Here is a 25708-nt window from a genome sequence, read left to right as displayed (position 1 = left end):
GGTGAGTGATTGATTTTATGGCGGCTACTGTAGAGAAATTTGCCGCCAACGACAATGGCATTGCCGGGCGCTGGACAATCGGCGGCGGCGGGTTACAATGAATACTGTGTATTCATACAGGCTTTGGCGATGACAATCGATCTTTTTGAAGACGCGCTGCCGCCGCCGTGGCGCGAAGAGATCGCCCCCGGCGCGGTGGTGATGCACGGCTTCGTGCGCGATCACGGGCTGGAACTGCTGGCGGCGGTGCAGGGCGTCGTCGCCCAGGTGCCGTGGCGGCATTTGACCACGCCCGGCGGGCACGTGATGTCGGTGGCGATGAGCTGGTGCGGCAACGGCTGGACCAGCGACAGCCGCGGTTACCGCTATTCGGAACGCGACGCGCGCAGCGGCAAACGCTGGCCGGCCATTCCGCCGATCCTGATGGCGCTGGCGGACGAAGCCGCGCAGCAGGCGGGCTTCGGCCCCTTCGTGCCGGATTCCTGTCTGATGAACCGCTACGATCCGGGCAGCAAGCTGTCGCTGCATCAGGATAAAGACGAGCACGACTTCGGCGCACCCATCGTTTCGGTGTCGCTCGGGCTGCCGGCGGTATTTCAGTTCGGCGGCCTGCAACGCAGCGACCGGGCGCGGCGCATCCCGCTGGCGCACGGTGACGTGGTGGTGTGGGGCGGCCCATCGCGGCTCTGTTTTCACGGCATCCTGCCGGTCAAGGAAGGCTACCACTCGCTGGTGGGGCCGCACCGCATCAACATCACGCTACGCAAGGCGCTTTAGCTGCGGCTCCTGCGCCAGGCAGGCGACGAGATAGTCGATAAACACCCGCAGTTTGGGTGGTAGATACTGGTTAGGCGCGTAAAGCAACCACAGGCCGCCGTGATAGCTGCTGAGGAAATCCCACGCCGGTAATACCTGCACGATCTCGCCGTCATCGAGCGCCTGGCGGGCGGTAAAATACGGCAGGCTGCCGATGCCGATATGCTGTTTCACCGCGTCCAGCCGCACGCCGGTGTGGTTGGCGGCGTAGCGGCCGCGCACGTTGACCGTCACCGTTGTGCCGCTGCGGCGGAACTTCCATTGCGCGTCGCTCGGCGTTTCGCCCAGATAGATGCAGCTGTGCGCCGCCAGATCGTGCGGGTGCTGCGGCGTGCCGTGCTGCGCCAGGTAGTGCGGCGTGGCGCACAGCAGATGGTCTATTCTCATCAACTGGCGGCCGATCAACCCGGGCGATGGGCGATCGGTAATGCGCAGCGCCAGATCGACCCGATCGTCGATCAGATCCATGTAGCGATCTTCCAGCCGCAGCCGCACGTCCACCTTCGGGTAGCGGCGCAGGAACTCCGGCATGTGCGGATGCAGCACGAAGCGCCCCACCGCCTTGGGCACGCTGACGCTGACCAATCCTTCGGGCTCCGCGGCGCCGCGCCCGCCGATCGCCATAACCGCATCGGCGGCCGCCAACAGGGTGCGGCAGTGCGCATACGCCTCTTCGCCGCTTTCGCTCAGCCGCAGTTTGCGGGTGGTGCGGTGCAGCAGCTGCAGCGCCAGCGCCTGTTCGAGCCTTGCCACGCTGCGGCTGACGGCGGAAGGCGAAGTATCCAGCTTGCGGGCGGCGGCGGAAAAGCTGCCGCTCTCTACCACCTGAACGAAAACGGCCATTTCGGGCAACAGCGCGTAAGAAAGATTTGTGCTCATGACGCAAAGGTCCATTGTGATGACGGCGGATTATCCATCGATTATGACATGAATATAATGGCTCTTCGAACCGAGGAGAAAAATGATGACCGAACGACGTTATTACTACAGCGACGATGTACAGGGCCAGGCGCAGGTGTTGAGCTGTACGCCGGCCGAGGCGGGCGCCTACGCCGTAGAGCTGGACGCCACGCTGTTCCACCCACAGGGCGGCGGCCAGCCGTCCGACGTGGGGACGTTAGGCGGCGTCGCCGTGCTGCGGGTGCAGCAGCAGGGGGATACCGTGCTGCACTTTACCGCCGCGCCGCTGCCGCTCGGGCCGGTTACGCTGCAAATCGATGAGGCGCAGCGCCGCCTGCACGCCCGCTGGCACTCCGGCGGGCATCTGATCGGCTGGCTGGGCGAAAGCCGGGGGTGGCGGCCGGTCAAGGCGCATCATTGGCCGGGAGAGGGGCGCATCACGTTCGCGCCAGGGCCGGATGCGCAGACGATAGAAGCGGACTTTTTGCAGGCGGAGCTGGCGCGCTTGATCGCCGCCGATCTGCCGCGCCGCCAACAGGCGGTGGACGGGATGCGCCAGGTCGGTTTCGGCGAACTGCCCGCTTACGGCTGCGGCGGCACCCATGTCGCCACGCTGGGCGAGGTGGGCGCGATCGCTATCACCGGCGTAAAGATGAAGAAGGGGCAACTGATCGTGCAGTATGAGCTGGGTTGAATAAGGGGCTTCAGCGCCCGGCCTGCCGCAGCTGGGTGCAGAACGCGCATTGGCATCCCGCCACCGGCACCGCCGCGCAGCTGCCGATGTTCACCGGCTGGGCGTCCATGGCGTGAAAGCCGTAAAACAGATTTTCGATGTTTTGTTCCGCCGCGCGCGCCTGTTCCGGGCGCGGTTCGGGCACTTTCGACTGAAACGCCGCGGCCTTGCCGGCCAGCAGGCAGAGAAACAGCAGCGACAGCTGAATTTTCATCGTCGTCTTCCTTTGGCTGAAGTTGTGATACGTTATAACAAAACCCCATCAATGCCAAGCGGCGGCGCTGCCGCCATTCACGGTATTTTTACGCACGGCAACAGTTCCTCATTCAAATAACACTTCGACACATTTCTTGCCGATACGCTGACTAATAATTCAAATTACAAAAATTGCCTCACTAAACGAATATTTAGATACTCGCTGTGCGGCCTGGCCAGTGCTGACACGTTTTTAAATTCTGAGCATACAGAAAGATGCCTCTGTAGGTATCGTCACGCACTCTGGACAGGACATCGCCACCATGGGCTCTTTTTTTAAGCAGATCTACCGCTATTCCCACGCGCGCCCTTATCGGCATAACGAAAACCTCTGGCCCTACGTGAAGATTGCGCGCGGCGAGGGCGGTGAAATCGCCGCCTTATGGTACAAGCACCGGCCGGTGCCGATCGTCCCGCTGAGCGAACTGCGCAACAGTTGCCGGGGGCCGGCGTTGTTGACGGCTACCGGCCCGTCGGTGAAGGCGCTGCGCTTCGAAAATATTCCCGCCATGCCCGCGATCGGGGTCAACGGCGCCTATTGCCTGCATCGGCAGGTGGATTTTCACTTCTACGTCATCGTAGACATGGGGTTTATCGATAACCGCCCGGAGATCGTGCGCGATGTCATTCAACGGCCGGCGCTGACGCTGTTCACCACCGTGCACGGCGTGGCGCGCATTCTCGATCGTTTTGGACAGGCGGCGATCGGCTGCCGATTGGCGATTGTCGAAGACGCGGCCTGCAAGATTTACCGCCCCCGGATCGACAGCGGCGCGCTGTGGGATCACTACTGCCGGGAAAACGGGGTGGAGTTTTGCATCGCGAACCGCACGCTCGGCTTCAGCCAGGATATCCGCTGTGGCATTTTCGATGCCGGCACCGTGGCCTATTGGGCGCTGCAAATCATCGCCTATCTCGGCTTCAGGCAGTTGTTTATCGCCGGACTGGACATGAACAACTTCCACCAGCCGCGCTTTTACGAAACCGAGCAGGATCGCTTGCCGACGTTCCTGGCGGACAAGGTGGCGTCGCTGGTGATCCCCGCTTTTCGACACGCCGGCGCGATCATGAAAAAGCAGCAGATCGCGATTAAAAACCTCTCCCTGCACAGCGCTATCGGCAGCGATATCTTCGAGAAGGTGGACGGCAATGTTTACTTTCAGCAAGCCTGAGCGGTGTTATCGCTTTGGTAGCGCGCTGTTTTTAGCCTTCGCGTTTTTCAGCGCGATCTTTTGCGGGCAGACCCGCGTCAATAACCTGTTTCATCTGGCGGCGCTGCTGTGGCTGGCCGCCGTGTTCACCTGGCCGCCGCTGCGGCGGCAGCTGTGGGACAATCGTCAGGCGCGCAGGGGCGGCGGGCTGGCGCTGATATTTTTGCTTTATTATTCCCTCAGCGCGCTGTGGGGCGAGACGCCGGGCGACATGCCGTCGGCCCTGACCCACAGCGCTTATATCCTGCTCTATCTCGCCTGGCTGGTGACGCTGCTCGACGGTGAGCGGCGTCATCAACTGCAGTGGGCGATGCTGGCCGGCATGACGGCGCTGTGCTTGTATCTGACGCTGGTCGACGCCCCGTCGATTTATCATCTGCGGGAAACCACCGCCCGCAATCCGGGGCCGAGCAACGTGATCGATCTGGCCGGTTACGCCGCCATCGCCATTTTGTTGAGCCTGATGATTTTCCGCGATACCGGGCAAAAAGCGGCGCTGTGCTTTATCCCGCCGCTGCTGGCATTCATGGTGCTGACGCAAAGCCGCGGCCCGCTGATCGCGCTGGCGCTCGCGGTGGTGGTGGCGATGCCTTATCGACACCGGCCGGGACGGTGGCTGTGGTTTCTGTTGCCCGGCGCGCTGGCTGTGGTTCTCGCCGTCGTTTACAGTGCGATCGGCGAAATGTTGCTGACGCGCTTTGGCGAGCTGTATCAACAGAGCTTTGTTCGCATCAGCATCTGGCGCCACAGCCTGGCGCTGATAGAACAGGCGCCGTTCTTCGGCTACGGCTTTGACAAGCAGCTTAACTTTCTCAATTACACCGGCGAGTTGAACCACACCACGCACAGTCTGTACCTCGGCGCGTTGCTGAAGGGCGGCTGCGTGGGTTTCCTGTTGCTGCTGGCGCTGCTGGGATACGGCGCGCGGCTCGCCATCGCACACTGGCGCGCAGGGCGGCGCTGGGAGGCGGGCCTGTTTCTGTTTATGCTGGTGTTCTACAGTTCGCAGGGCATGTTTGTGATCGCCAATCCGGCGGAGTTTTGGTACCTGTTTTGGCTGCCGCTGGCGTTGCTGCTGTCGCAGCCTAAACGGATCAGGACTGTGCGGACGGCAGCGCCGCTAGCGTCTTCTCCAGCACCTGTTCCGCCGCGATGATGCTGAGCGGTTGGCGTCGCTCAGCGGCACTCAGCGCGACGCTGTCAACCGGCACGTGCATCACCTGATGCCGTTCGCTGTCCTGATAGGGGCCGGTATGCCGCGGGTTAGCGGTGACGAACAGGCTGACGGTGGCGGTTTTCAACGCCACGGCGAGGTGGAGCGGGCCGGTATCGCCGGTCACCAGTACCTGCAGATTGGCGATCGTCGCCAGCAGTTGCGGTAGCGTGGTCGCGCCGATATGGCTTACTACCCGCTGTTGCTGCGCCTCGCTCAAACCCGCCATAAACTCCCGCTCGAGGCTGTGCTCCGCCTTGCTGCCAATCAACGCGATCTGACAGTCGGGGGAGTGCGCCAGCAGCCGTTGCGCCAGCTCAATAAAGCGGTCGACCGGCCAGCGGCGCAGCGTTTCGGAGGCGCCCATCTGAAAGCCGATCAGGATCTTGCCCGCCGGTTTCGCCAGCGCGGGAAAAGCGACCGGGATGAACATGTCAGGATTGTCGGTACGGCATCCCAATTGCCCCACCATATCCAGCTTGCGCTGAATCAAATGGCCGTCGCTGCTGTGGCTGACGCCGGTCAGCCAGCGCTCCATGCCGCTCGGTTTGTTGCCGTAAACGTCTTTGAACAGGTATTGGCAACCGGCGGCGATGGCGACCAGCACATCGTAAGGCGCCTTCGAGTGCAGGATGACCGCCAGCTGAGGCCGGTTTCTTCGCAGGCGCCGGATAACGCCCAACATGTCTTTGGCCTTGTGGTCCCAGTAAATCACGTCATGAAAGCAGGGGCTGCCTTCGACCAGCTGCCGGTTTTTATGGCTGGAGACCAGCGTGATTTGCGCGCCGGGATAGCGTTCGCACAGTGCGCGGATGGCGGGCGTATTGAACATCAGATCGCCGAGGGCGCTGGTGGAGAAAATCACGATGCGTTCAAAGGATTGCTGCGGATCGAAGCTCGCTGCGGGCCGGAAATTGCCCGCGATGCGGGTATAGAGACATAAACAGGCGTTGGCCGCCGCTATTTTCCACTGTTTAGACATTGCAGTTCGCTTCCGCTTGAGATCGGCGGCCACCGTCTGGCGCCGCGTCGTATCATACAAGCGCGGCAACGGCGGGCCAATGGCCCGCAACAGATTGCGACAGATGCTAACGTTATGCTTGCAATTGCCTCCGGGCGCCGCGCTTACTCCTCCCACACCTGCGTGCTGCGCGGGCTGTCCATCTGATAATCCGAATAGGGGCGAGTGAAAAACTCGCGCCCCAGCTCGCGGGCGGCCTGCAGCGGATTGCGTGGATCGCGGGCGATCTCGCCGCGCTGATTGCCGGCGCCGTGCACCAGCCCAACGAATGCGGAATGGGTGTAGCGGCTGAACTCCTGGATCTGATGTACGATGCCCAACGCCGCGCCGGGGTAGGTCTCTTCCGACGCTACCGCCAGCCCGATGCGTTTGCCGCTCATGCGTTGGTGCACCTGTTCCGCCTGAGGGTAGGCGTTGGAATAGAAGCTGAACGAGCGATCGAAAAAGGCCTTGGTTTGCGCCGACATGCCGTACCAGTAAATCGGCGTGCAGAATACCGCGCCGTCGGACGGCAGGAAGTGCTCCAGAAACAGTTCGGCGTAGCGATCGGCCGGCGGCGGCGTATGGCGCTCATCGCTCAGAAAACTGCTCAGGTAATCATCGAGAAAATGCAGGCTGGCGGACGTGCCGGCTTCGGCGGCGCCCGCCATGATCGCCTGCGCCAGCGTGGCGCTGTTGCCGTCGCGGCGCGGGCTGCCGACCAGCACCACCAAACGTTTGGATTGATGAGTTGTACTCATGTCATGTTCCTCGGTATGAAGTGAATTCAGCTCTACTCTAGAAACAAGTAGTGGCAGGCGACAAATGACGGCTTTTCTGCCAGGATGAGCTCAACTCATCTCTAGAGGTTTCGCCATGTTCGCCACGCTGCCCGTCAACGCATTACGCACCTTTGAATCTGCCGCTCGCCTGCGCAGCTTCAAGCTGGCGGCGGCCGAGCTGGCGGTGACGCCGACGGCGATTTCGCACCAGATCAAAGCGCTGGAGCAACAGTTGGGGTTTGCGCTGTTCGAGCGGGTGCCGCGCGGCGTGCGGCTGACGCCGAAAGGCGAAACGCTGTTTGCCGGGGTGCACGGCGCGCTGCTGGACGTCGCCGCTACGCTCGAAGGCCTGCGGCCGCAGCCCAGTACCGGATCGCTGTGCGTCTCGGTCACGCACTCTTTCGCGGCGCTGTGGCTGGTGCCACGCCTGGGGCGTTTCTACCAGGCCTACCCGCACTATCTGGTGCGCCTGGAGGCCTGCGCCGAGGTGATCGATCTGCAGCAGGACGCCAGCGTGGACGTGGCGGTGCGCTACAGCCGCGCGCACTATCCCGCGCTGCATCAGACGGCGCGGCTGGAGGAAAGCTTTGGCGTCTACGCGGCGCCGGGGCTGGCCGCCGCCGAACCGGAAAACCCGGTGCTGATCACCGTCAAATGGGGGGATTCGGCGCTGTACGACAGCGGCTGGCGCGACTGGTGCCGGGCCGCCGGCGTGGACTGGTGGCAGCGCCATGCGGCGATGCGCAGCTATCACGAGGAGCATTACGCCCTGCAGGCGGCGGTGGCCGGGCAGGGGATAGTGCTCGCGAGCTCGGTGATGGTGTCCGATATGGTGGACAACGGTCTGCTGGTGGCGTACCGGCCGGAGGTGCGCGTACCGGGCGCCGCGTACAGCGTGCTGTGCGCGCCGGGGCGCGAGCGGCATCCGCCGGTCAGGGCGTTTCTCGCCTGGCTGCAGCAGGAGCTGCCGCAGGGCAATGGCACGAAATAAAAGTTTTATCGCCCTAAGCTGTGGGAATATCAGCGAACTTTTGTTTTTACTTCACTGCGAGAACCGACTATGAACCAGCCAAGAACTTCCGATTATCCGATTGATGCGCAATTTATCGAACGCTGGTCGCCGCGCGCGATGGCCAACGACGCCATCGACGATCAAACGCTGCTGAGCTTTTTTGAAGCGGCGCGCTGGTCGCCATCGGCCTACAACATTCAGCCGTGGCGCTTTGCCTACAGCAAGCACGGTTCCGACAGCTGGGAGAACTACCTGGAATTCCTGATCGACTTCAACCGCGGCTGGGCGCAGCACGCTTCGGCGCTGGTGGTGATCGTCTCCAAAACCACCAGCCTGAACGGCGAGCGGCTGGTGGACAACCCGACCCACGCGTTCGACACCGGCGCCGCCTGGGCCAGCCTGGCGCATCAGGCGCACCTGAAAGGCTGGTTGACCCACTGCATGAGCGGCATTCACCACGACAAGATTAAGGCGGCGCTGCAGCTGCCGGACGACTATGCGGTGCACGCCATGGTGGCGATCGGTAAACCGGGCGACAAGGCCCGCCTGCCGGATTTCCTGCAGGAAAAAGAGGCGCCGTCGGGCCGTCTGCCGCTGGGCAAGACCGTCAGCGAAGGGCTGAATTTCACGCTGTGATTGCCCGCTTTCCCTCAGGCCCGCTTGGCGGGCCTTTTATATGCGGCGAGTAAAACTTAGGGAGTATGTTCTCGCTCGCTCATTCGCTGTATATTTTGTTATATAGCGATGGCGTAGTGAGGAGGAAACCGTGGGTGACCATTTTGGCAAAGGGCTGTTGGCGGGGTTAAAGGCGGAGAGTCTGAAGCCGGAGACGGAGCTGTCGCGCTTTTGCTCCGACTATAAGCGCGGCTTTGTGCTCGGCTATGCGCACCATTTGGCGCAGCGCTGCGGCGACGAGAATCGGGCGGCGTTCGAAGCCGGGCAGCTGAGCCGCGCCTATGGCCTTGGCAGCGAGCCGATGAGCGAGTTTTTTTCCGGCGGCGACAGCCGGCTGGCGGAGAAGTTTTTCCGCGCCGGCTATAATCGGCCGACGCAGGGCTAGCGCGGGCGGGGCGTCAGGCGGCGCTCAGCACCGCCACCATATACACGCACGGTTGATCGCTCTGGTTTTCAAAGCGGCAGTCCGCCGGTGGGCCGAGCTCCAGGCAGTCTCCCTCGGCCATGTCATGGCGCGCGTCACCTTCCACAAAGACCAACTCGCCGGATAAAACCCAGATCAGCTGACGCTTGAAGGCATACACCGAAGCCGGCATCGGGATTGTCGCGCCGGCCGGCAGTTCGATACGCACCAGATCGAGCGGCAGATCGGTGCGCGGCGACACGTGGCGCCGCACATAGCCGCTCTCCGGATCGACCCAGATCGGTTGATCTTCCCGGCGCAGCAGCCGGCCTTCCTGCGTTTCCGCCCGGGCGATGAGCTTGGACATGCTGAGGCCGAACGCCCCCGCCAGCCTGGCCAGCAGCATCGCCGTCGGGCTGCTCTCGCCGCGCTCGATCTTATGAACCATCGCCCGTGAAACGCCCGCCAGCTCGGCCAGATCGGACAGCGACCAGTGGCGCGCCTCGCGTTCAAGGCGAATGCGTGCGCCGATCAGCTGATTTAGATTGTCTAATTTAATATTCATATCGTAGTATTATAGTGGACAATTGGCCGGGGTAAACCATGATTATACGAAATGCGACGCTTAACGATAGCGCGGCGATTGCCGCCATCTATAACGACGCGGTGTTGAACAGCACCGCCATCTGGAATGAACAAACCGTAGATGCGGCCAACCGCGCGGCGTGGATCGGCGAACGGCAGGCGGCGGGCTACCCGGTGCTGGTGGCGGTGAACGGCGCGGACGAGGCGATCGGCTACGCGTCGTTCGGCGACTGGCGCGCCTGGGACGGCTATCGCCATACCGTAGAACACTCGGTGTATGTCCATCAGGCGCATCGCGGTGAAGGGATTGGCAAAGCGCTGTTGATCGCCCTGATCGCACGGGCGCGGGAGATCGGCAAGCACGTGATGGTGGCCGGTATCGAATCCGGCAATCAGGCCTCGATTAAGCTGCACCTGGCGCTCGGGTTCCGCGAGGTGGGGCGCATGGAGCAGGTGGGCGCCAAATTTGGTCAATGGCTGGATCTGACTTTCCTGCAGCTGACGCTCGACGAGCGGGCCACGCCGCCGGCGCGCTGATCCTGGAGACAGGGCGATGAATATGCTATTGCTGCTGATCGCGGCGGGAATGGGGCTGGTGGTGCAGAATCTGCTGATGGTGCGCATTACCGAAAGCGTCTCGACCATCCTTATCACGCTGGTGATCAACTCCAGCGTCGGTTTGCTGCTGCTGGTGGGGTTGTTGCTGGCCAAAAACGGCCTCGGCGCGGTGGCGGAAGTGACCGGCGCCGCCAGGTGGTGGATGCTGCTGCCGGGGCTGTTGGGATCGCTGTTCGTGTTCGCCGGCATCCTGGGTTACCAAAAACTGGGCGCGGCGGCCACCATCTCGATCCTGGTCGCCAGCCAGCTGTGCATGGGGCTGCTGGTGGACGTCTACCGCGCCGGCCCGGCGGCGCTGCGCGACAATCTGCCGGCGCTGTTCGGCGCCCTGCTGCTGGTGGCGGGCGCCTATCTGGTGGCGAAACGCAGCTTTTGACGGCGGCAGAAAGCAAAAAGCCCGCTCGGGTTTCCCTGAGCGGGCTTCTCTAAATATGGCTCCTCTGACTGGACTCGAACCAGTGACATACGGATTAACAGTCCGCCGTTCTACCGACTGAACTACAGAGGAATCGTGTGAACGGGGCGAATAATAGCGGGGCGGTTGCGGCTTGTAAAGCGTGAAAGCGCCCGATGCGCTCGTTTGCTGCAAGATTGCCCAACCTGCTGCTTTTTCTCGCTTTTGTCGCTTATCCCGCGCGCAGCGCCGCCGGATTGCCCGTTGTTTGGCGCATTTGCCTGCCGATGGTGCAACGGCTGCCCTGCGCGGTGGCGTGCGCCGCCCGGCGAACGGCTGTTGGCCGCCGTATATCCCGCTTCCGTGGCCGTTTACCGATTCTGGCCTGGATCTTGCTGTGGTTGCCTGACCGGATTTCGGCATTCTCAATTTAGCGGCTCGCTGGAGGCACTATGAATTTCAGACGTCTGAAGTACTTCGTGAAAATCGTCGATATCGGCAGCCTGACCCAGGCGGCGGAGGTGTTGCACATCGCCCAGCCGGCGCTCAGCCAGCAGCTGGCGACGCTGGAGGGGGAGCTGAAGCAACAGCTGCTGATCCGCACCAAGCGCGGCGTGCAGCCGACCGAGGCCGGCAACATTCTGTATGCCCACGCGCAGACCATTCTGCGCCAGTGCGAGCAGGCGCAGAGTGCGGTCAACAGCGCCGGGCAGGCGATGAGCGGCCAGGTGTCTCTCGGGCTGGCGTCGGGCAGCACAGCGGCGCAGCTGGCGTTGCCGCTGCTGCAAAGCCTGCGCGATCAGCAGCCGGGTATCCTGCTCAGCCTGCATGAAAACGGCGGCGCGACGCTGGCCGGGCAGGTGGCTAACCAGACGCTGGACATGGCGATGGTCTACGGCGCCAAAATGCCCGCCGGGCTGCACGCCATCGCACTGATGCGAGAAGATCTTTATCTGGTGGCGACGCGCGCGGTGCCGCATCCCGGCAACAGCGTCGAGCTGCTGGACGTGGCGCGGCTAAACCTGTTCCTGCCGCGCGAGGGCGATGCGGTGCGCAATCAGCTGGAAGAGGCGATGGCGCTGCGCAAGCTGGCTGTCAACGTGGTGGGAGAGATCGAATCCTCGGGCGCGCTGAGCGCCGCGATCGCCAGCGGGCTGGGGGCGACCGTGCTGCCGGAATCGGTGGCGCGCGCGATGATCGGCCCGGCCAAGGCCTGGATGGCGCGCATCAATGCGCCGACGATGTCGGTGCCGCTGTCGCTGTGCATGTCGGGCCAACAGGCGCTGTCCGCCCCGGCGCTGCTGGTGAAAGACCTGCTGCTGTCGATCGCCGGCGGCCGCAGCCAGGAGAAACGCGCGCTGGCGCTGGTGCGTTGAGGAAAAAACGGCCCGCCGCAGCGGGCCTGAGAACCGTTATCGGAACGGCGGTTCGTTGAAGGTGCGCAGCTTGCGTGAGTGCAGACGATCGCCCTCGGCGCGCAGCAGATCGATGGCGCAGATTCCGATCTGCAGGTGCTCGGAGATCGCCCCTTCATAGAAGCGGTTGGCCTGGCCCGGCAGTTTTATTTCGCCGTGCAGCGGTTTGTCGGAGACGCACAGCAGCGTGCCGTACGGCACCCGGAAGCGGTAACCCTGAGCGGCGATGGTGGCGCTCTCCATGTCGACCGCCACCGCGCGGCTGAGGTTGAAGCGCCGCGCCGAAGCGGAATAGCGCAGCTCCCAGTTGCGGTCGTCGGTGGTGACCACGGTGCCGGTGCGCAAACGCTGTTTGACCTCTTCGCCGGGCATGCCGCTGACCATCTTGGTGGCGTCGTACAGGGCACGCTGCACCTCGGCGATGCTCGGGATCGGGATATCCGGCGGCAGCACCGCATCTAGCACGTGATCGTCGCGCAGATAGGCGTGGGCCAGCACATAATCGCCGATCTTCTGGCTTTCGCGCAGGCCGCCGCAGTGGCCGATCATCAGCCAGGCGCTCGGGCGCAGCACCGCCAGGTGATCGCAGATGGTTTTGGCGTTGGACGGGCCGACGCCGATGTTGATCAGCGTGATGCCCTGGCCGGTGCGTGAGATCAGGTGATAGGCCGGCATCTGGTGGTTTTTCCACGCCAGATCGGACACTGCCTGCTCCGGGGCGCGGGTTTCCGGCGTGATGTAGGTGCCGCCGGCGCTGGAGAGGGCGATGTAGGGGCTGGCCGGATCGGCGATCTGGGCGCAGGCCCAGCGCACGAACTCATCCACATAGCGGGTGTAGTTGGTGAACAGCACGAACGGCTGGAAGTGTTCCACCGGCGTGCCGGTGTAGTGCCGCAGCCGCGCCAGCGAGAAATCCGCGCGCAGCGCATCGAAATGCGACAGCGGGAAATGGTTGTCGGTGGTGTGGTACAGGCCGTCGGCGGTTTCGTCACCGATCTGCGCCAGCTCGGTGGTGGGGAAATGCTGCGCGATGCCGGCGCTCATCGAGCGATCGAGCGCCAGGCTGGAGCCGTCGATCACGTAAGGGAACGGGATCTCCTGCTGCGACGGCGCCACTTCGATATGGGCGGCGTAATCGTGCTCCAGCATCGCCAGCTGTTCGGCCAGATAGTGGCGGAACAGCTGCGGCCGGGTCACGGTGGTGCTGTAGCTGCCGGGATGGGTAAAGCGGCCGAAGGCGCGGGTTTTGTTCGGGCCGGATTGCTGCCCGTCCCAGCTGACGCGCAGCTCGGGATACACGAACAGCCCGGCGGCGCGCGCCTGCGCATCCGGCAGCGTGCCGTGGCTGATAAAGTCGCTGACCGCCTGACGCAGCGCGTCTACCGCGGCGTCATACAGGGCTTCCAGTTGATCGAGTGCCTGATCGGCGCTGAGGCCGCTGCGAGGTGGGGCATAGCTCATACTTTCTCCTTGGATGTCCCGGCTCTGTAGCGGGGTTGCGGCGTTTTACCGTCACAGGTTAGCCGAAGAAAGGCGTAAAAGCTTGGTCGAAATGACGGGCGCGGCAAAGAAAATACCGCGCCCGTGAAGGCGTGGGGATTAGGAGGAGGGGGCGGCCGCCTCGACCTTCAGCGACACCAGGCCGATGCCCAGCTTTTTCGGCGTGAAGCCGCCGCTGGCGCTCTCTTTCGGCTCGGTCGGCGCCGGCGGGGTAATGCTGATCTTCTGCGCGCCGCGCGGGTTGTCGAAGCGCAGGGTGACGGTGCTGTCCTGTTCGCCGAGCGACACGAAACGCTCTTCGTCGCCGACGCGCACCGAAATCGGTTCGCCGACGTTATTGCCGTAGGCGCGGGCGCGCAGCACCAGATCGAAGGTCTTCGGCAGCGGATCGACGTAATCGATGTCGACCGCCGGCGCCAGGTTGGCGTCGGACCAGCGGCCCCACTCCTCGACGCCGGAAACGCCGGTGATGGCTTTCACCTGCTCCGGCAGGCCGGGCAGCATGAACTCGATGCTGTCCGCTTGGTACTTCATCGCCGCGTCGTCCACCTGCAGGCGAGCGACGGCGTTTTGGTAATCGGCGACGCTGTCCGCCGCCGGGGCGGTAAAGCTCACCTTGCCGCGGAAGCGATCGCCGCTGGCCTGCACGATCTGCGGCGGCGAGGCCAGGGTGCCGGAGGCCACGCAGATGTCGGTGCTCAACGCCAGTTTCGGCGCCCAGACCCGGCCGATCTCGTAGCATTTATCGACCCAGACGAATTTCTCCCCCGCGCCCAGCCCGGCCAGCTGCTTGCGCAGCGGGGTGGAAAGGTAGACGTTGAACATCGGTTCGATGCGGTTATCGCCCACCCGCAGAATGAACGGCACCTTGTAGGTGACGCCGGAGAAGCTGAAGCTGCGCTGGCGCGTATCCACGCTGTAGTCGCTGATGCGGTTTGGCAGGCCCCACTGATTGATCACCGCCGGTTTCCAGCCGTTGATTTTCTCTTCGATATTCAGGAACACCGTAGACAGCGACGGCGCCGACAGGCTGCTGCGGCCGAGGCCGATGTAGTTGTCGCCGCCCATCACGTCCAGCACCGTGGCGCCGTTGTCCAGCGTGCTGCGCTTCTCGTTGCGCTGTTCCGCCAGCGGCCGGGTGCCGTCGATGATGAAGAACAGGTTGCGGCGCTTCTGTTTGGTCAGGATATCGTAGGCGGTGTTGTTCATCGCCAGATGATCGGAGGACACCACGATCACGGTGTTGCTGAAATAGGGCGAGCGTTTGATCTTGTCGATCAGCGCGGCGATGTGTTGCTGGCTGCAGGCCACCGCGCTCAGCGAGCGGTTTTCCTTGTTCTGCCAGGCGTAACTTTTCTTGCTGCAGCCGGCGGAGATAAAGCCGTCCGGGTGATGGGTATCGACGGTCAGGGTAAATAGCGAGAAGGGTTGGCGCTGTTTGGACAGCTCGACGAATTTGCCGTACACCACGTCCAGCACGCTGTCGTCGTACCAGCCCCAGTCGTTTTTGTAGCTCGGATCGGCGACCTGTTCGCGCAGCTCTTTGAAGCCATAAACGTGGTCGAAGCCGTGGGATTTCAGGAAGGTGTCTTTACCGGCAAATGCCAGCTCGGCGCCCTGATAGAAATAGTTGCTGTAGCCGGCGGCCTTCAGCACGTCGCCCAGGCAGACGTTCTCCGGGTAGAAGGTGGAGACCGCGCTGGAGGCGTTGCCGTCGAAGGGCGCGAACAGCGGAATGCCGCACTGCGAGGCGACCATGCCGGCGATGGTATAGCCGGTGCCCGGCAGCTGCTGGGTGTTGCTGAAATCGATGCTGTCCGTGCGCAGGGCGTTCAGCTCGTCGGCCAGGCCGGGGAACAGCTCGGCGTCGAAGTAGGTGCGCTCCAGGCTCTCGGCATAGATGTACACCAGGTTCGGCCGCTTGCCCTGCACGGTCTTTTTCGGCGCCTTGTAGTAGGTGCTGAAATCGGCGGTATCGCCGACGATCTGGCTCTTGACCAGCAGCGAGATGTCCTGAAACGCCGGGGTGGTGCCGACCGAAAATAGCGCCAGCAGCACGGCGACGATGCTGTAGGCCACGCTGCTGCCTTTGGCCTTGCGGCGCAGCAGGCTGCGAGCCAGCACCGCGAAGATAAGCCCCAACGCCGCCAGCAGGCCGATAAACGGCAGCACGTATTTGCTGATGCCCGCGCCTTTGAGGCTGCTGGTGACGGTGTAAATCACCGCGTCGGTGATGCCGTCGCCGGTGAAGTAGTTGCTGGCGATCAGGATGACGTTCAGCACCAGATAGCTGCCGAGCAGCGTCAGCAGAATGGCGAACCACCAGCGGTTGGCGGCGGCCCGGGTGCGATAAATCAAAATCGACGCCAAAAAGAGAACAAACGAAACGACTGCTAAAACCATCCGCCAAACCCTGTCTGATTGAAATAAAACCGTTGCTGCCCTGGTCTGCGCCGCCGAGCGTGCCGCGGCGCGAAAAGTGAAGGATATAGCCTATTGCCGGCGGCGGAACAACGCGCGATCTCCCGCTACGGCCGACGAGCGGCGGCTATTGTACATTTTTATGACAATAGTGTGACGTTAATCACGCCGACGGTGGCTTCGGCGGCGAAAGCTTGCTGGTCGGAGGTTTCGCTCTACGCTTAATGAGCGCCACGACGGCGCGCCCATCAGCCATTCAGGAGGAAGTATGCAGACGATTCCCGCCGCGGTACTCGACGATCTGGCCCCGCAAGGCGTGTTGCGCGCGGCGATCAACTACGGCAATCCGGTGTTGGCGCAGGCCGGAGCCGGCGGCAAACCGCAAGGCGCTTCGGTGGAGCTGGCCGCCGCGCTGGCCCAGGAGCTGGGCGTGGCGCTCGAGCTGGTGACCTATGATGCGGCGGGCAAGGTGTTCGCCGATCTGGACAGCGGCGCCTGGAACCTGGCGTTTATGGCCATCGAGCCGGTGCGCGCGGCGCAGATCGCCTTCAGCGAGCCGTACGTGATCATCGAGGGGACTTACCTGGTGGCGAACGACGCGCCTTACTTTGAGGTGGCGCAGCTCGACAGGCCGGAGGTGCGCATCGCGGTCGGCCAGGGGGCGGCGTACGATCTGTTTTTATCGCGCACGCTGCAGCAGGCGCAACTGGTGCGGGCGGCAACCTCTGCCGAGGCGATCGCGCTGTTTTTCGACCGGGGGCTGGAGGCGGCGGCCGGCGTGCGCCAACCGCTGCTGGCCGCTGCGGCCGTCCATCCCGGCTACCGGGTGCTGGAAGGGCATTTCACCGCTATCCGCCAGGCAATGGCGGTGCCGCGGCAAAAAACGCAGGGCGCCGCCTACGTGAACGATTTTATCGAGCGCTGCAAGGCCAACGGGCTGGTGAAGGCGGCCTTGCAGCGCAGCGGCCAGGGTGAGGTGACGGTGGCGCCGCCGGCCGCCTCGGCGTGATCAGTTCAACTCCACCGCGTACTGTTCCACCGGGGTGATTTTCTTGATCAGCTTGTTGTCGAACAGGAACTGTTCGTAAGCCTGGTAGCGTGCCCGATCCAGCTTGGCCGGATCGCGCGCGAACAGCGGCAGGCTGGCTTGCCACGCCTGTTTGTTCAGCTCGGTATTCAGCTCCGGGTGCGCCTTGGCGAACGCCAGCCAGGTGTCCTGCGGGTGCGCGTGCAGGTAGTCGCTGCCTTGCTTCAGCGCGGCGAGGAACTTGCGAATTTTCGGCTCGTTCACCGCATCACGGTGGGCGACGATGATCAGCTCGTCGTAGGCCGGCACGCCGTAATCTTCGACGTTGAACACCACCGGCGTCTTGCCCTGCAGCTTCAGCTCCAGCGCTTCGATGTTGCGGTAGCCGCCGATCACCGCATCGACCTGGCCCGCCAGCAGGGCGCTGGTCAGCTGGAAGTTGACGTTGATGAGCTTGATGTCCTGCGGCTTGAGGTGTTCGTGTTCGACCATGGTGGCCAGCGTCGCCTGTTCGATGCCGCTGACCGAGTAACCCACCGTCTTGCCCTTGAGATCCGCTGGCGACGTGATGTTTTTATCCAGCGCGATCACCGTATTCAGCGGCGTGTTGATCAGCGTGCCGACGCGCATCAGCGGCAGGCCCTGATCGGCGAAGAAATGCAGCTGAGGTTGGTAGGTGATGGCGAGGTCGGCCTGTTTGGCGGCCACCAGCCGCGGCGGCAGCGCCGGATCGGACGGCGGCACGATCTTGACGTCCAGCCCTTCGGCCTTGAAGGCGCCGATCTGCTCGGCCACCATAATCGGCGCGTGATCGGGGTTGATGTACCAGTCGAGCACCAGCGTCAGCTTTTCGGCCGCGCCGGCCTGGCCGGTGATGGCGGCGCCGAGCAGCAGCCCGCAAACGGTTTGTTTGATCATGGTCGTTCCTTTATCCCTGGTTATGGTTGCAATCATCAGTCGTTTTCCGGCGCCCAGGCGATCAGGCGCCGCAGCAGCGCATCCACCGCGACCCACAGCAGCACGGTCATCAGCACCAAAATAAACAGCGCGGCGAAGCAGACGTCGGTCTGCATGCGCGCGTTGGCGTTCAGCATCACGTAGCCCAGCCCTTCGGCCGAGCCGACCCATTCGCCGATGATGGCACCGATCGGCGCCACGGCGGCGGCCATGCGCAGGCCGGAGCCGAAGGCCGGCAGCGCCGCCATCAGCCGCACGTGCCGCAGCTGCGCCCAGCGCGAAGCGCGCATCGTGCGCGCCAGATCGAGATAGTCGTTGTTGACCCGGCGCAGCCCGTCGAAAAAGGCCGACACCACCGGGAAGAAAATCACCAGCACCGCCATCGCCACCTTGGCGCTCATGCCGAAGCCGAACCACAGCACCAGCAGCGGCGCCAGGGCGAACACCGGTATCGCCTGGCTGGTGAGCACCAGCGGCATCAGCCAGCGCTGTAGGCGCGGCGAGAAGATCATGCACAGCGCCAGCGCCGCGCCGAGCAGCACGCCCAGCGCCAGCCCGCTGACGATCTCCGAAGCGGTGATCAGCGTGTGCCAGGCGAGATAGCCGCGCCCGTCCCACAGCGCCTGCGCCACCGCGCTCGGCGTGGGCAGCAGAAAGGCCGGAATGCCGCTTTGCGCCGCCAGCCACCACAGCAGCAGCAGGCCGGCAAACACCGTCAGCCCACGCCGCAGGCGGGTGAGGCCGCGCTCTTTGGCGATATTCATTGCGCGGCCCTCACCAGCTGTTGCAGCAGCTCGGCCTGGCTTTTCAGCAGGCCGGCGTCATCCGGCGCGCGCGGCGGTTGCCCGCTGATGCGGTGGCTATCATCGAGGCCCAGCGGCCAGGGCGACAGCACCAGCAGCCGGTGGCTCAGGCGGCAGGCTTCCATCGGGTCGTGGGTGATCAGCAGCACGGTGTTTTGCGCCAGCAGCTCGGCGGCCAGGCTTTGGATCTCGGCGCGGGTGATGGCGTCCAGCGCCGAAAAGGGTTCATCCATCAGCACGATCGGCTGGCGTTCATAGAGCGTGCGGGCGATGGCGGCGCGCTGGCGCATGCCGCCGGACAGCGCGGCGGGCAGGCTGCGGCCATGAGCGGCCAGGCCCACGCGTTCCAGCAGGTGCGCCGCCCACGCCCGATCCGGCGTTTCGCCGCGCAGCCGCGCGCCGAGGGCGACGTTTTCTTCGACGGTCAGCCACGGGTAGAGCAGGTCTTTTTGCCCCATGTAGGCGATGCGCCCGGCGATCGGCAAACCGTCGCTGCCGGTCACCGTGCCCGAGGTAGCCCGTTCCAGGCCGGCGATGATCTTCAGCAGGCTGGTTTTGCCGGCGCCGCTGGCGCCGAGCAGGGCGACGAAGCTGCCGCCGGCGATGTCGAAGCTCAGCCGGTCGAAGACGATTTGCTGACCGAAACGCAGGCTGAGATCCCGCACCTGGATGCCGGGCGGGAGACGCGGGGAGGTCATGAGGCGTTCAGCCCCATTTGCCAAAATGCCGATTCCAGCTGGGTGGCGGTGGTGAAAATCTGCGCCAGCTCGGTGAAGCGGCCTGGTGCGCCGCGCTGGTGGCCGACGGTTTCCAGCAGCTCGATGGCGGCGCGCACGCCGGCCAGATAGCCCTCGTCGCCGTAGTTGCGGATCCAGGAGGCGTAAGGATTGCCCTCCATTTGGGTGGCGGGATCGTGCAGCAGCCGCAGGCCGATTTCGGCATAGCCGGCCACGCAGGGCAGCAGGCCGGCCAGCAGATCGAGGGCGTCGCCGGCATGGCCGATATCCAGCACGTAGCGGGTGTAGTTCATGGTTTCCGCCGCTTCCGGCTGGGCGGCGATCTGCGCTTCGCTCAGCCCCCATTCGGCGCAGTAGGCCACGTGCAGCGGCAGTTCGGCGACGATACCGTTGAGCGAGGCGGTGGCGGCGCGCATCTCCGGCAGGGTGCGCAGCTTGCTGACCAGCAGCGCATAGGCGCGGGCGAAGTGCAGCAGGAACAGATAGTCCTGGGTCAGGTAGCGGCGAAACGCGCGTTCGGGCAAGGTGCCGGCGGCCAGCTGCTGCAGAAACGGGTGATCGACGTAATCTTGCCAGTGGCTGCCGGCATGTTGGCGCAGCCGGCCGTAAAGACCGCTTTCGAACAGGGTGGTGATGGACATGGGACCTCCTTGAGTCAGTGGAGATCCGGGCACGCTGGGGTATGAACAGGCAACGGGTGAGAGCGTTGTTGCCTAACCGTCCCTTCGCTGGCATGACCCAGATCAGGTTCAAAGGGTTCGGCTTGCGCCATCTCAGCCCGTAACAGGACACCCCTCGGAGCTGCTTGTTATACGACATTTGTTTTTTGATTACAATCGCCGGGCGGCGCGGCGGCAATCGGTTCGTTTAGTGCGATCGGGGGCGATTTTGCTGGCGCAGGGCGCGCGGTTTTTGTCACTGTAGGCCGATGATTTGCCTTTGAGGACGATTCCCGATGAAAAAGATTGGTTTTCTCTCGTTTGGCCACTGGTCGCCTTCCGCCCAGTCCGGCACCCGTTCCGCGGCGGATGCGCTGCTGCAGTCCATCGATCTGGCGGTCGCCGCCGAAGATCTGGGGGCGGACGGCGCCTATTTTCGCGTACACCACTTCGCACGCCAGCTGGGGTCACCGTTCCCGCTGCTGGCCGCCATCGGCGCCAAAACCCAACGCATCGAGATCGGCACCGGCGTGATCGACATGCGTTATGAAAATCCGCTGTACATGGTGGAAGACGCCGGCGCGGCGGATCTGATCGCCGGCGGGCGGCTGCAGCTTGGCATCAGCCGCGGCTCGCCGGAGCAGGTGATCGACGGCTGGCGCTATTTCGGCTATGCCCCGGCCGACGGCGAGAGCGACGCGGACATGGCTCGCCGCCATACCGAAGTGTTCCTGGAAGCGCTGCGCGGCGAAGGGTTCGCCGAGCCCAATCCACAGCCGATGTTCCCGAATCCGCCCGGGCTGCTGCGGCCGGAGCCGTTTTCCGCCGGGCTGCGCGACCGCATCTGGTGGGGCGCCGGTTCGAACGCCACCGCCGTCTGGGCGGCGAAGCTGGGCATGAACCTGCAAAGCTCGACGCTCAAGAACGACGAAACCGGCGAACCCTTCCATATCCAGCAGGCCAAGCAGATCCGCGCCTACCGCGCCGCCTGGCAAGAGGCGGGCCATGCGCGCGAGCCGCGGGTTTCCGTCAGCCGCAGCATCTTCGCGCTGGTGGATCAGCGGGATCGCAACTACTTCGGCGGCGGCGGCAAGGAGGGCGATCAACTGGGGTATATCGACGCGCAGACCCGGGCGATCTTCGGCCGCAGCTATGCCGCCGAGCCGGACGAGCTGATCAAGCAGCTGGCGCAGGACGAGGCCATCGCCGAAGCGGATACGCTGCTGCTGACCGTGCCTAACCAGCTGGGCGTGGATTACAACGCCCACGTCATCGAATCGATTTTAACCCATATCGCGCCGGCGCTCGGCTGGCGCTAAACGGAGGAGTGGCATGTCACGCATTTTCATTACCGGTTCGGTAGACGGGCTGGGCCGCGCCGCCGCGCAAACGCTGTTGGACGAAGGGCATCAGGTAATTCTGCATGCGCGTGAGCCCGGCCGTTTGGACGCGGTGCGCGATCTGCTGGATCGCGGCGCACAGGCGACGATCGGCGATCTGTCCGATGTGCAGCAGATCCGGCAGCTTGCCGAGCAGGTCAACCGCCTCGGCCGCCCGGACGCGGTGATCCACAACGCCGGTATGTTTACCGGGCCGCAGGTGATGCCGGTGAACGTCGTTGCGCCCTACCTGCTGACGGCCCTGATCGAACGCCCCAAGCGCATCGTCTACCTGAGCAGCAGCATGCACTTTGACGGCGTGGCGGAACTGAGCGGCGTGGACTGGCTCGGCGGCGCAGCCGGCTCCTATTCGGACAGCAAACTGTTCGTCACCGCGCTGGCCGCCGCCGTGGCGCGCCTGTGGCCTGACGTGATCAGCAGCGCGGTCGATCCCGGCTGGGTGCCGACCAAAATGGGCGGCGCGGATGCGCCAGACGATCTGGCGCTGGGGCATGTGACGCAGGCGTGGCTGGTGAGCAGCGATGAGCCGCAGGCTCTGGCGTCCGGCGGCTATTGGCACCATCAACAGCGCTTCGAACCTCACGCGGCGGTATACGACGAGGCGTTTCAAACGGCGCTGCTGGCGCAATTGGCGCGCGCCGGCGGGGTGAGCCTGCCGCAGGCTTGAGGACAGTGCTTTGTTGGCCCGTCGGCGCTTGCCGACGGGCTTTTTTATGCCCGCAGGGTGAACCGGCGAGGCTTTTCTTATACAGTTACAGTGGCTGTCTGACCTGTTTTGCTTGTTCTTCCTATTATCGCCATGCATACATTCCTGATTATCGTCCCTGAAGGGGGCATGCTGTTCGAAGCGGCGGGCATCGCCGATATCCTGATGCAGGCTAACCGTCTGAGTCCTGCCGAGGCGCCGCTGTATCAGATCGCGGTCGCCACCACGCAATCCCATCGGGTGGTACACGGCCTGTCCGGGCTGAGCCTGTTGGCCGACCACCGCCTGGCGGATCTCGATCCGGCCCTGCCGCGCGATACCGTCATTGTTGCCGGCAAGGGGGCGACCGAAGAAGAGGGCGCCCTGGTGGCGGATTGGCTGCGCCGCGCGGCCCCGCAGGCGCGCCGTATCGCTTCCGTTTGCGGCGGGGCTCTGCTGCTGGCCGAAGCCGGGTTGCTGGACGGGCGGCGGGCGACTACCCACTGGCGGCTGGCGGAAACGCTGCAGGCGCGCTTCCCGCGGGTGCAGGTCGAGAACGGCCCGATCTACGTGCAGGACGGGCCGATCTGGACCTCCGGCGGCGTCAGCTCCGGCTTCGATCTGACGCTGGCGCTGGTGGAGGACGACTACGGCTTCGTGCAGGCGCGCGAAGTGGCGCAGGATCTGGTGATGTTTCTGCGACGCCCCGGCGGGCAGGCGCAGTTCAGCCGCTACCCGCTCAACCAGGCCAAATCGCCGGGCCCGATCCGCGACCTGCAGTCCTGGATCCTGGAAAACCTCGCCGACGATCTCAGCGTCGATCGGTTGGCCGACCGCGTGGCGATGAGCCCGCGCAACTTTACCCGCGTATTCACCCGCGAGACGGGCATTTCTCCCGCCAAATTCGTCGAAGAAGGGCGGTTGCATACCGCCAGGCAGCGCCTCGAGCAGAGTGCGGAGGGCATCGAACAGATCGCGCTGGCCACCGGCTTCGGCAACGGCCTTAACCTGCGGCGGGTGTTTGAGCGCAAACTGCAACTGACCCCGAGCGAATACCGCGAACGCTTCCATGCGCGCAATTTGGCGTAAATTGATCGGTAAACGTCATTTACGCCGCCTCGGGGCAGGGCTAGATTTGAGGCAAAGCCCAAAACGAGGAGAGCATCATGGTGAAAGTTGGCATTAACGGCTTCGGCAGGATCGGGCGCAACGTGCTGCGCGCGGCGCTGGGGCGCAGCGATTTTGAAGTGGTGGCGATCAACGATCTGACGGACAGCAAAACGCTGGCGCATCTGCTGAAATACGACACGCTTTCCGGCACGCTGGCGGCCAGGGTGGAAGCCGGCGACAACCAGCTGCTGCTGGACGGCCGGCCGATTCAGGTGTTTTCGCAGCGCGATCCCGCCGAGATCCCCTGGAGCAGCGTGGGCGTGGACGTGGTGATCGAAGCGACGGGCTTCTTTACCGATAAAGCCAAGGCGGAAGTGCACATCACGCACGGCGGCGCCAAGCGGGTGATTATCTCGGCGCCGGCCAAGAACGACGACATCACCATCGTCATGGGGGTTAACGACCAACTCTACGATCCGGCGCGGCATAAAGTGGTCAGCAACGGTAGCTGCACCACCAACGGGCTGGCGCCCGCCGCGCAGGTGTTGCATCAGGCGTTCGGCATCGAATACGGGCTGATGAACACCACCCACGCCTATACCAACAGCCAGGCGCTGCACGATCAGCCGGAAAAAGATCTGCGCGGCGCGCGGGCGGCGGCGGAGTCGATCGTGCCTTACTCCAGCGGTGCGGCCAAGGCGCTCGGCAAGGTGATCCCGGATCTCGACGGCCGCCTGACCGGTTACTCGCTGCGGGTGCCGGTGCCGGTTGTCTCGATCGTCGATCTGACGGTGACGCTGAAACGCCCGGCGACGGTGGAGGAGATTAACGCCGCTTTCCGCGCGGCGGCGGCGTCCGGCCCGCTGAAAGGAATTTTGGGGTACAGCGATGAACCGCTGGTGTCGAGCGACTATCGGGGCGATGCGCGTTCGTCGATCATCGACGGCCTGTCCACGCTGGTGATCGGCGGCAACCTGGTGAAAGTGCTCGCCTGGTATGACAACGAGTGGGGCTTCTCCAACCGCTTGGTCGATCTGGCGCTGCTGATGGAACAACGCGGGCTGTAAACGCCCAACAGCAAAAAGCCCGCTTAAGTTTCCTTAAGCGGGCTTCTCTAAATATGGCTCCTCTGACTGGACTCGAACCAGTGACATACGGATTAACAGTCCGCCGTTCTACCGACTGAACTACAGAGGAATCGTGTGAACGGGGCGCATCATATCCAGCCGCCCCGGGTGTGTCAACGCTAAATTGCCCCAGGCGGCGCGACTGCTCGGTATCTGAGCAATATGCCCGTCAGTCAGCCCATTGCGCGTCGTTTTCCGCCTGGCCGCGCAGCAGGCGCGCCAGCGGATCCTGGCGGTAGAAGCGGCAAAAGTGCTGATACAGCGCCGGAAAGCGTTCTGCCAGCAGCTCGGGGGCGCTGAAAAAATACTCCGACAGCACGGCGAAGCACTCGGCCGCATCGGTGGCGGCGTAGGCGTCCATGCTGGCGGCCTCTTCGCCGACCATGTCGATCTCGTCCTGCAGGCTTTCCATTGCGGCGTGCAGGTCATGTTCCCAGGCGGCCACCTCGCGCAGCGGGATCGGCGGCACGCCGGTGGCGACGCCGCCGTTGCGCATATCCAGCTTGTGCACCGCTTCGTGGATCACCAGATTGAAACCGGAGAGATCGAAAGAGTCCTGCACGTCTTGCCAATTGAGCACGATCGGCCCTTGTTCCCAGCTCTGGCCGGACTGCACCACCGGCCCCGAGTGCACCAGGCCGATTTCGTCCTGCCATTCGTCTTCCACCACGAACGGGGTGGGGTAGAGCAGGATTTCGTTGAAGCCGTCGAGGCACTCCGCGCCGAGCTCCAGCACCGGCAGGGCGAACAGCAGGGCGATGCGCGCCTGCATTTGCGAGGTGAGCTGCAGCCCCTGCAGCGGCACGATGCGCTTTTGCTGCAAGATCTGCCCGGCGACGGCCACCAGCCGCTGCCGCTCCTGCTCATTCAGCGGCGAGAGCAGCGGGATCGCCAGCGCGTCCTGCCACTGGGCCTCGATGTCTGCCTGGGATTGAGAGGGTTGAGTCGCTTTCCACGGCCATTTAATCATCAGGTTGCTCGTAAACTCATCACTTGAACGTTCAGCGGTATGCTAATGCTGTAAAAATGCCGCAAAAGCGGGCATGATAGCAAGCGTTGTCAGGAGAGATGCCGGAGCGGCTGAACGGACCAGTCTCGAAAACTGGAGTAGGGGCAACTCTACCGGGGGTTCAAATCCCCCTCTCTCCGCCACTATTCAATCACTTACGAATAAATCTTTCAACGATCCCCATCACAGTAAAACTTCCGTTCTGACCGGTTGCAGCCCCTTTTCCTTGCCCCGACCCTTTTTCGTCTTACCGTTTGTCAT

The 25708-nt window shown here is 63.7% G+C and carries 27 protein-coding genes, 3 tRNA genes and 1 riboswitch; of the genes, 16 read left to right on the top strand and 14 right to left on the bottom strand.

The window, feature by feature from the left end; translation table 11 throughout:
* Positions 1-129: 129 nt before the first annotated feature.
* Positions 130-777 (top strand): DNA oxidative demethylase AlkB, encoded by a 648-nt coding sequence (gene alkB / locus ACJ8HH_RS11575; RefSeq protein WP_060451680.1) that lies wholly within the window; start codon positions 130-132, stop codon positions 775-777.
* Here the strand turns inward: alkB and ACJ8HH_RS11570 are convergent.
* On the bottom strand, positions 760-1695 hold the full coding sequence (locus ACJ8HH_RS11570; RefSeq protein ID WP_060451679.1) for a LysR family transcriptional regulator: 936 nt from the start codon (positions 1693-1695) through the stop codon (positions 760-762). The two genes, alkB and ACJ8HH_RS11570, sit on opposite strands and share 18 nt — an antisense overlap.
* Positions 1696-1780: 85 nt before the next feature.
* Here ACJ8HH_RS11570 and ACJ8HH_RS11565 point away from each other — a divergent pair, with 85 nt between their 5' ends.
* Positions 1781-2410: a hypothetical protein gene (locus ACJ8HH_RS11565; RefSeq protein WP_060451678.1), complete on the top strand. Its 630-nt coding sequence runs from the start codon at positions 1781-1783 to the stop codon at positions 2408-2410.
* A 10-nt stretch (positions 2411-2420) separates the two neighbouring features.
* Here the strand turns inward: ACJ8HH_RS11565 and ACJ8HH_RS11560 are convergent, their stop codons facing one another.
* Positions 2421-2663: a hypothetical protein gene (locus tag ACJ8HH_RS11560; RefSeq protein ID WP_033635174.1), complete on the bottom strand. Its 243-nt coding sequence runs from the start codon at positions 2661-2663 to the stop codon at positions 2421-2423.
* Positions 2664-2967: 304 nt separating this feature from the next.
* On the opposite strand from ACJ8HH_RS11560, the gene ACJ8HH_RS11555 reads away from it, so the two are divergent.
* Together ACJ8HH_RS11555 and ACJ8HH_RS11550 are read left to right on the top strand one after the other, a co-directional pair.
* Positions 2968-3876, top strand: a complete 909-nt coding sequence (locus ACJ8HH_RS11555) for a hypothetical protein (protein ID WP_060451677.1) — start codon at positions 2968-2970, stop codon at positions 3874-3876.
* Positions 3854-5071, top strand: coding sequence for an O-antigen ligase family protein (locus ACJ8HH_RS11550; RefSeq protein ID WP_442520230.1), 1218 nt, complete (start codon positions 3854-3856; stop codon positions 5069-5071). The genes ACJ8HH_RS11555 and ACJ8HH_RS11550 overlap by 23 nt, the downstream gene beginning before the upstream one ends.
* Here ACJ8HH_RS11550 and ACJ8HH_RS11545 read toward each other — a convergent pair.
* Together ACJ8HH_RS11545 and ACJ8HH_RS11540 are read right to left on the bottom strand one after the other, a co-directional pair.
* On the bottom strand, positions 5010-6110 hold the full coding sequence (locus tag ACJ8HH_RS11545) for a glycosyltransferase family 9 protein (RefSeq protein ID WP_442520229.1): 1101 nt from the start codon (positions 6108-6110) through the stop codon (positions 5010-5012). The genes ACJ8HH_RS11550 and ACJ8HH_RS11545 overlap by 62 nt on opposite strands.
* 143 nt (positions 6111-6253) lie before the next feature.
* A complete protein-coding gene (locus ACJ8HH_RS11540) occupies positions 6254-6889 on the bottom strand; it encodes a flavodoxin family protein (protein ID WP_060427804.1) in 636 nt (211 codons plus the stop codon).
* A 115-nt stretch (positions 6890-7004) separates the two neighbouring features.
* Between ACJ8HH_RS11540 and ACJ8HH_RS11535 the strand changes: the two genes are divergently transcribed.
* From ACJ8HH_RS11535 to ACJ8HH_RS11525, 3 genes are all read left to right on the top strand, one after another.
* The gene (locus ACJ8HH_RS11535) at positions 7005-7901 is read left to right on the top strand and encodes a LysR substrate-binding domain-containing protein (protein WP_039565277.1); all 897 of its coding nucleotides are present in this window, start codon (positions 7005-7007) and stop codon (positions 7899-7901) included.
* 69 nt (positions 7902-7970) lie between these two features.
* The gene (locus ACJ8HH_RS11530) at positions 7971-8558 is read left to right on the top strand and encodes a nitroreductase family protein (RefSeq protein ID WP_039565279.1); all 588 of its coding nucleotides are present in this window, start codon (positions 7971-7973) and stop codon (positions 8556-8558) included.
* A 130-nt stretch (positions 8559-8688) separates the two neighbouring features.
* The gene (locus ACJ8HH_RS11525) at positions 8689-8982 is read left to right on the top strand and encodes a DUF2623 family protein (RefSeq protein ID WP_033654910.1); all 294 of its coding nucleotides are present in this window, start codon (positions 8689-8691) and stop codon (positions 8980-8982) included.
* Between the two features lie 13 nt (positions 8983-8995).
* On the opposite strand, the gene ACJ8HH_RS11520 is transcribed toward ACJ8HH_RS11525, so the two are convergent.
* Entirely contained in the window at positions 8996-9565 is a 570-nt protein-coding gene (locus ACJ8HH_RS11520) for a helix-turn-helix domain-containing protein (RefSeq protein ID WP_197766249.1), read from the bottom strand.
* Between the two features lie 38 nt (positions 9566-9603).
* On the opposite strand from ACJ8HH_RS11520, the gene ACJ8HH_RS11515 reads away from it, so the two are divergent.
* Complete coding sequence (locus ACJ8HH_RS11515; RefSeq protein WP_033647912.1) at positions 9604-10122, top strand: GNAT family N-acetyltransferase; 519 nt, start codon at positions 9604-9606, stop codon at positions 10120-10122.
* A 16-nt stretch (positions 10123-10138) separates the two neighbouring features.
* A complete protein-coding gene (locus ACJ8HH_RS11510; protein ID WP_033647911.1) occupies positions 10139-10579 on the top strand; it encodes a DMT family transporter in 441 nt (146 codons plus the stop codon).
* A 56-nt stretch (positions 10580-10635) separates the two neighbouring features.
* Here the strand turns inward: ACJ8HH_RS11510 and ACJ8HH_RS11505 are convergent.
* Positions 10636-10711 (bottom strand) — tRNA-Asn (locus tag ACJ8HH_RS11505).
* Positions 10712-11049: 338 nt separating this feature from the next.
* Here ACJ8HH_RS11505 and nac point away from each other — a divergent pair.
* A complete protein-coding gene (gene nac, locus ACJ8HH_RS11500; protein ID WP_039565289.1) occupies positions 11050-11973 on the top strand; it encodes a nitrogen assimilation transcriptional regulator NAC in 924 nt (307 codons plus the stop codon).
* A gap of 36 nt (positions 11974-12009) precedes the next feature.
* On the opposite strand, the gene ACJ8HH_RS11495 is transcribed toward nac, so the two are convergent.
* Together ACJ8HH_RS11495 and opgB are read right to left on the bottom strand one after the other, a co-directional pair.
* Entirely contained in the window at positions 12010-13473 is a 1464-nt protein-coding gene (locus ACJ8HH_RS11495) for an AMP nucleosidase (RefSeq protein WP_033635159.1), read from the bottom strand.
* Positions 13474-13611: 138 nt separating this feature from the next.
* Positions 13612-15915 (bottom strand): phosphatidylglycerol--membrane-oligosaccharide glycerophosphotransferase, encoded by a 2304-nt coding sequence (gene opgB, locus ACJ8HH_RS11490; RefSeq protein ID WP_197766248.1) that lies wholly within the window; start codon positions 15913-15915, stop codon positions 13612-13614.
* Between the two features lie 286 nt (positions 15916-16201).
* Here opgB and ACJ8HH_RS11485 point away from each other — a divergent pair, with 286 nt between their 5' ends.
* Positions 16202-16942, top strand: a complete 741-nt coding sequence (locus ACJ8HH_RS11485) for a transporter substrate-binding domain-containing protein (RefSeq protein ID WP_033655337.1) — start codon at positions 16202-16204, stop codon at positions 16940-16942.
* Here the strand turns inward: ACJ8HH_RS11485 and ACJ8HH_RS11480 are convergent, their stop codons facing one another.
* From ACJ8HH_RS11480 to ACJ8HH_RS11465, 4 genes are read right to left on the bottom strand one after another with little or no spacing between them, the layout of a single operon-like run.
* Positions 16943-17878, bottom strand: a complete 936-nt coding sequence (locus ACJ8HH_RS11480) for an ABC transporter substrate-binding protein (RefSeq protein ID WP_033655335.1) — start codon at positions 17876-17878, stop codon at positions 16943-16945.
* A gap of 35 nt (positions 17879-17913) precedes the next feature.
* Positions 17914-18681 carry an ABC transporter permease gene (locus tag ACJ8HH_RS11475; protein ID WP_033647903.1) on the bottom strand — a complete coding sequence of 256 codons (768 nt, stop codon included), beginning with the start codon at positions 18679-18681 and terminating at the stop codon, positions 17914-17916.
* Positions 18678-19418, bottom strand: coding sequence for an ABC transporter ATP-binding protein (locus tag ACJ8HH_RS11470; RefSeq protein WP_033647902.1), 741 nt, complete (start codon positions 19416-19418; stop codon positions 18678-18680). The genes ACJ8HH_RS11475 and ACJ8HH_RS11470 overlap by 4 nt, the downstream gene beginning before the upstream one ends.
* Positions 19415-20098, bottom strand: coding sequence for a TenA family protein (locus ACJ8HH_RS11465; RefSeq protein ID WP_033647901.1), 684 nt, complete (start codon positions 20096-20098; stop codon positions 19415-19417). The genes ACJ8HH_RS11470 and ACJ8HH_RS11465 overlap by 4 nt, the downstream gene beginning before the upstream one ends.
* Before the next feature lie 62 nt (positions 20099-20160).
* Positions 20161-20263: riboswitch (TPP riboswitch) on the bottom strand.
* A gap of 149 nt (positions 20264-20412) precedes the next feature.
* Here ACJ8HH_RS11465 and ACJ8HH_RS11460 point away from each other — a divergent pair.
* From ACJ8HH_RS11460 to gap, 4 genes are all read left to right on the top strand, one after another.
* Positions 20413-21435: an LLM class flavin-dependent oxidoreductase gene (locus tag ACJ8HH_RS11460; protein ID WP_033647900.1), complete on the top strand. Its 1023-nt coding sequence runs from the start codon at positions 20413-20415 to the stop codon at positions 21433-21435.
* Positions 21436-21448: 13 nt separating this feature from the next.
* On the top strand, positions 21449-22183 hold the full coding sequence (locus tag ACJ8HH_RS11455) for an SDR family NAD(P)-dependent oxidoreductase (protein ID WP_033647899.1): 735 nt from the start codon (positions 21449-21451) through the stop codon (positions 22181-22183).
* 132 nt (positions 22184-22315) lie between these two features.
* Positions 22316-23290 carry a GlxA family transcriptional regulator gene (locus ACJ8HH_RS11450; RefSeq protein ID WP_033647898.1) on the top strand — a complete coding sequence of 325 codons (975 nt, stop codon included), beginning with the start codon at positions 22316-22318 and terminating at the stop codon, positions 23288-23290.
* Positions 23291-23367: 77 nt separating this feature from the next.
* Positions 23368-24378, top strand: a complete 1011-nt coding sequence (gap, locus tag ACJ8HH_RS11445; protein ID WP_033647897.1) for a type I glyceraldehyde-3-phosphate dehydrogenase — start codon at positions 23368-23370, stop codon at positions 24376-24378.
* Positions 24379-24432: 54 nt separating this feature from the next.
* Here the strand turns inward: gap and ACJ8HH_RS11440 are convergent.
* A tRNA-Asn gene (locus ACJ8HH_RS11440) sits at positions 24433-24508 on the bottom strand.
* 99 nt (positions 24509-24607) lie between these two features.
* A complete protein-coding gene (mtfA, locus tag ACJ8HH_RS11435; RefSeq protein ID WP_033635147.1) occupies positions 24608-25408 on the bottom strand; it encodes a DgsA anti-repressor MtfA in 801 nt (266 codons plus the stop codon).
* Between the two features lie 92 nt (positions 25409-25500).
* On the opposite strand from mtfA, the gene ACJ8HH_RS11430 reads away from it, so the two are divergent.
* Positions 25501-25590, top strand: a tRNA-Ser gene (locus tag ACJ8HH_RS11430).
* Positions 25591-25708: the final 118 nt, after the last annotated feature.

It is taken from the genome of Serratia sp. CY32780 (assembly GCF_052169135.1).
Lineage (GTDB): Bacteria > Pseudomonadota > Gammaproteobacteria > Enterobacterales > Enterobacteriaceae > Serratia > Serratia sarumanii.
This window is presented reverse-complemented; position numbering and strand designations above follow the sequence as displayed.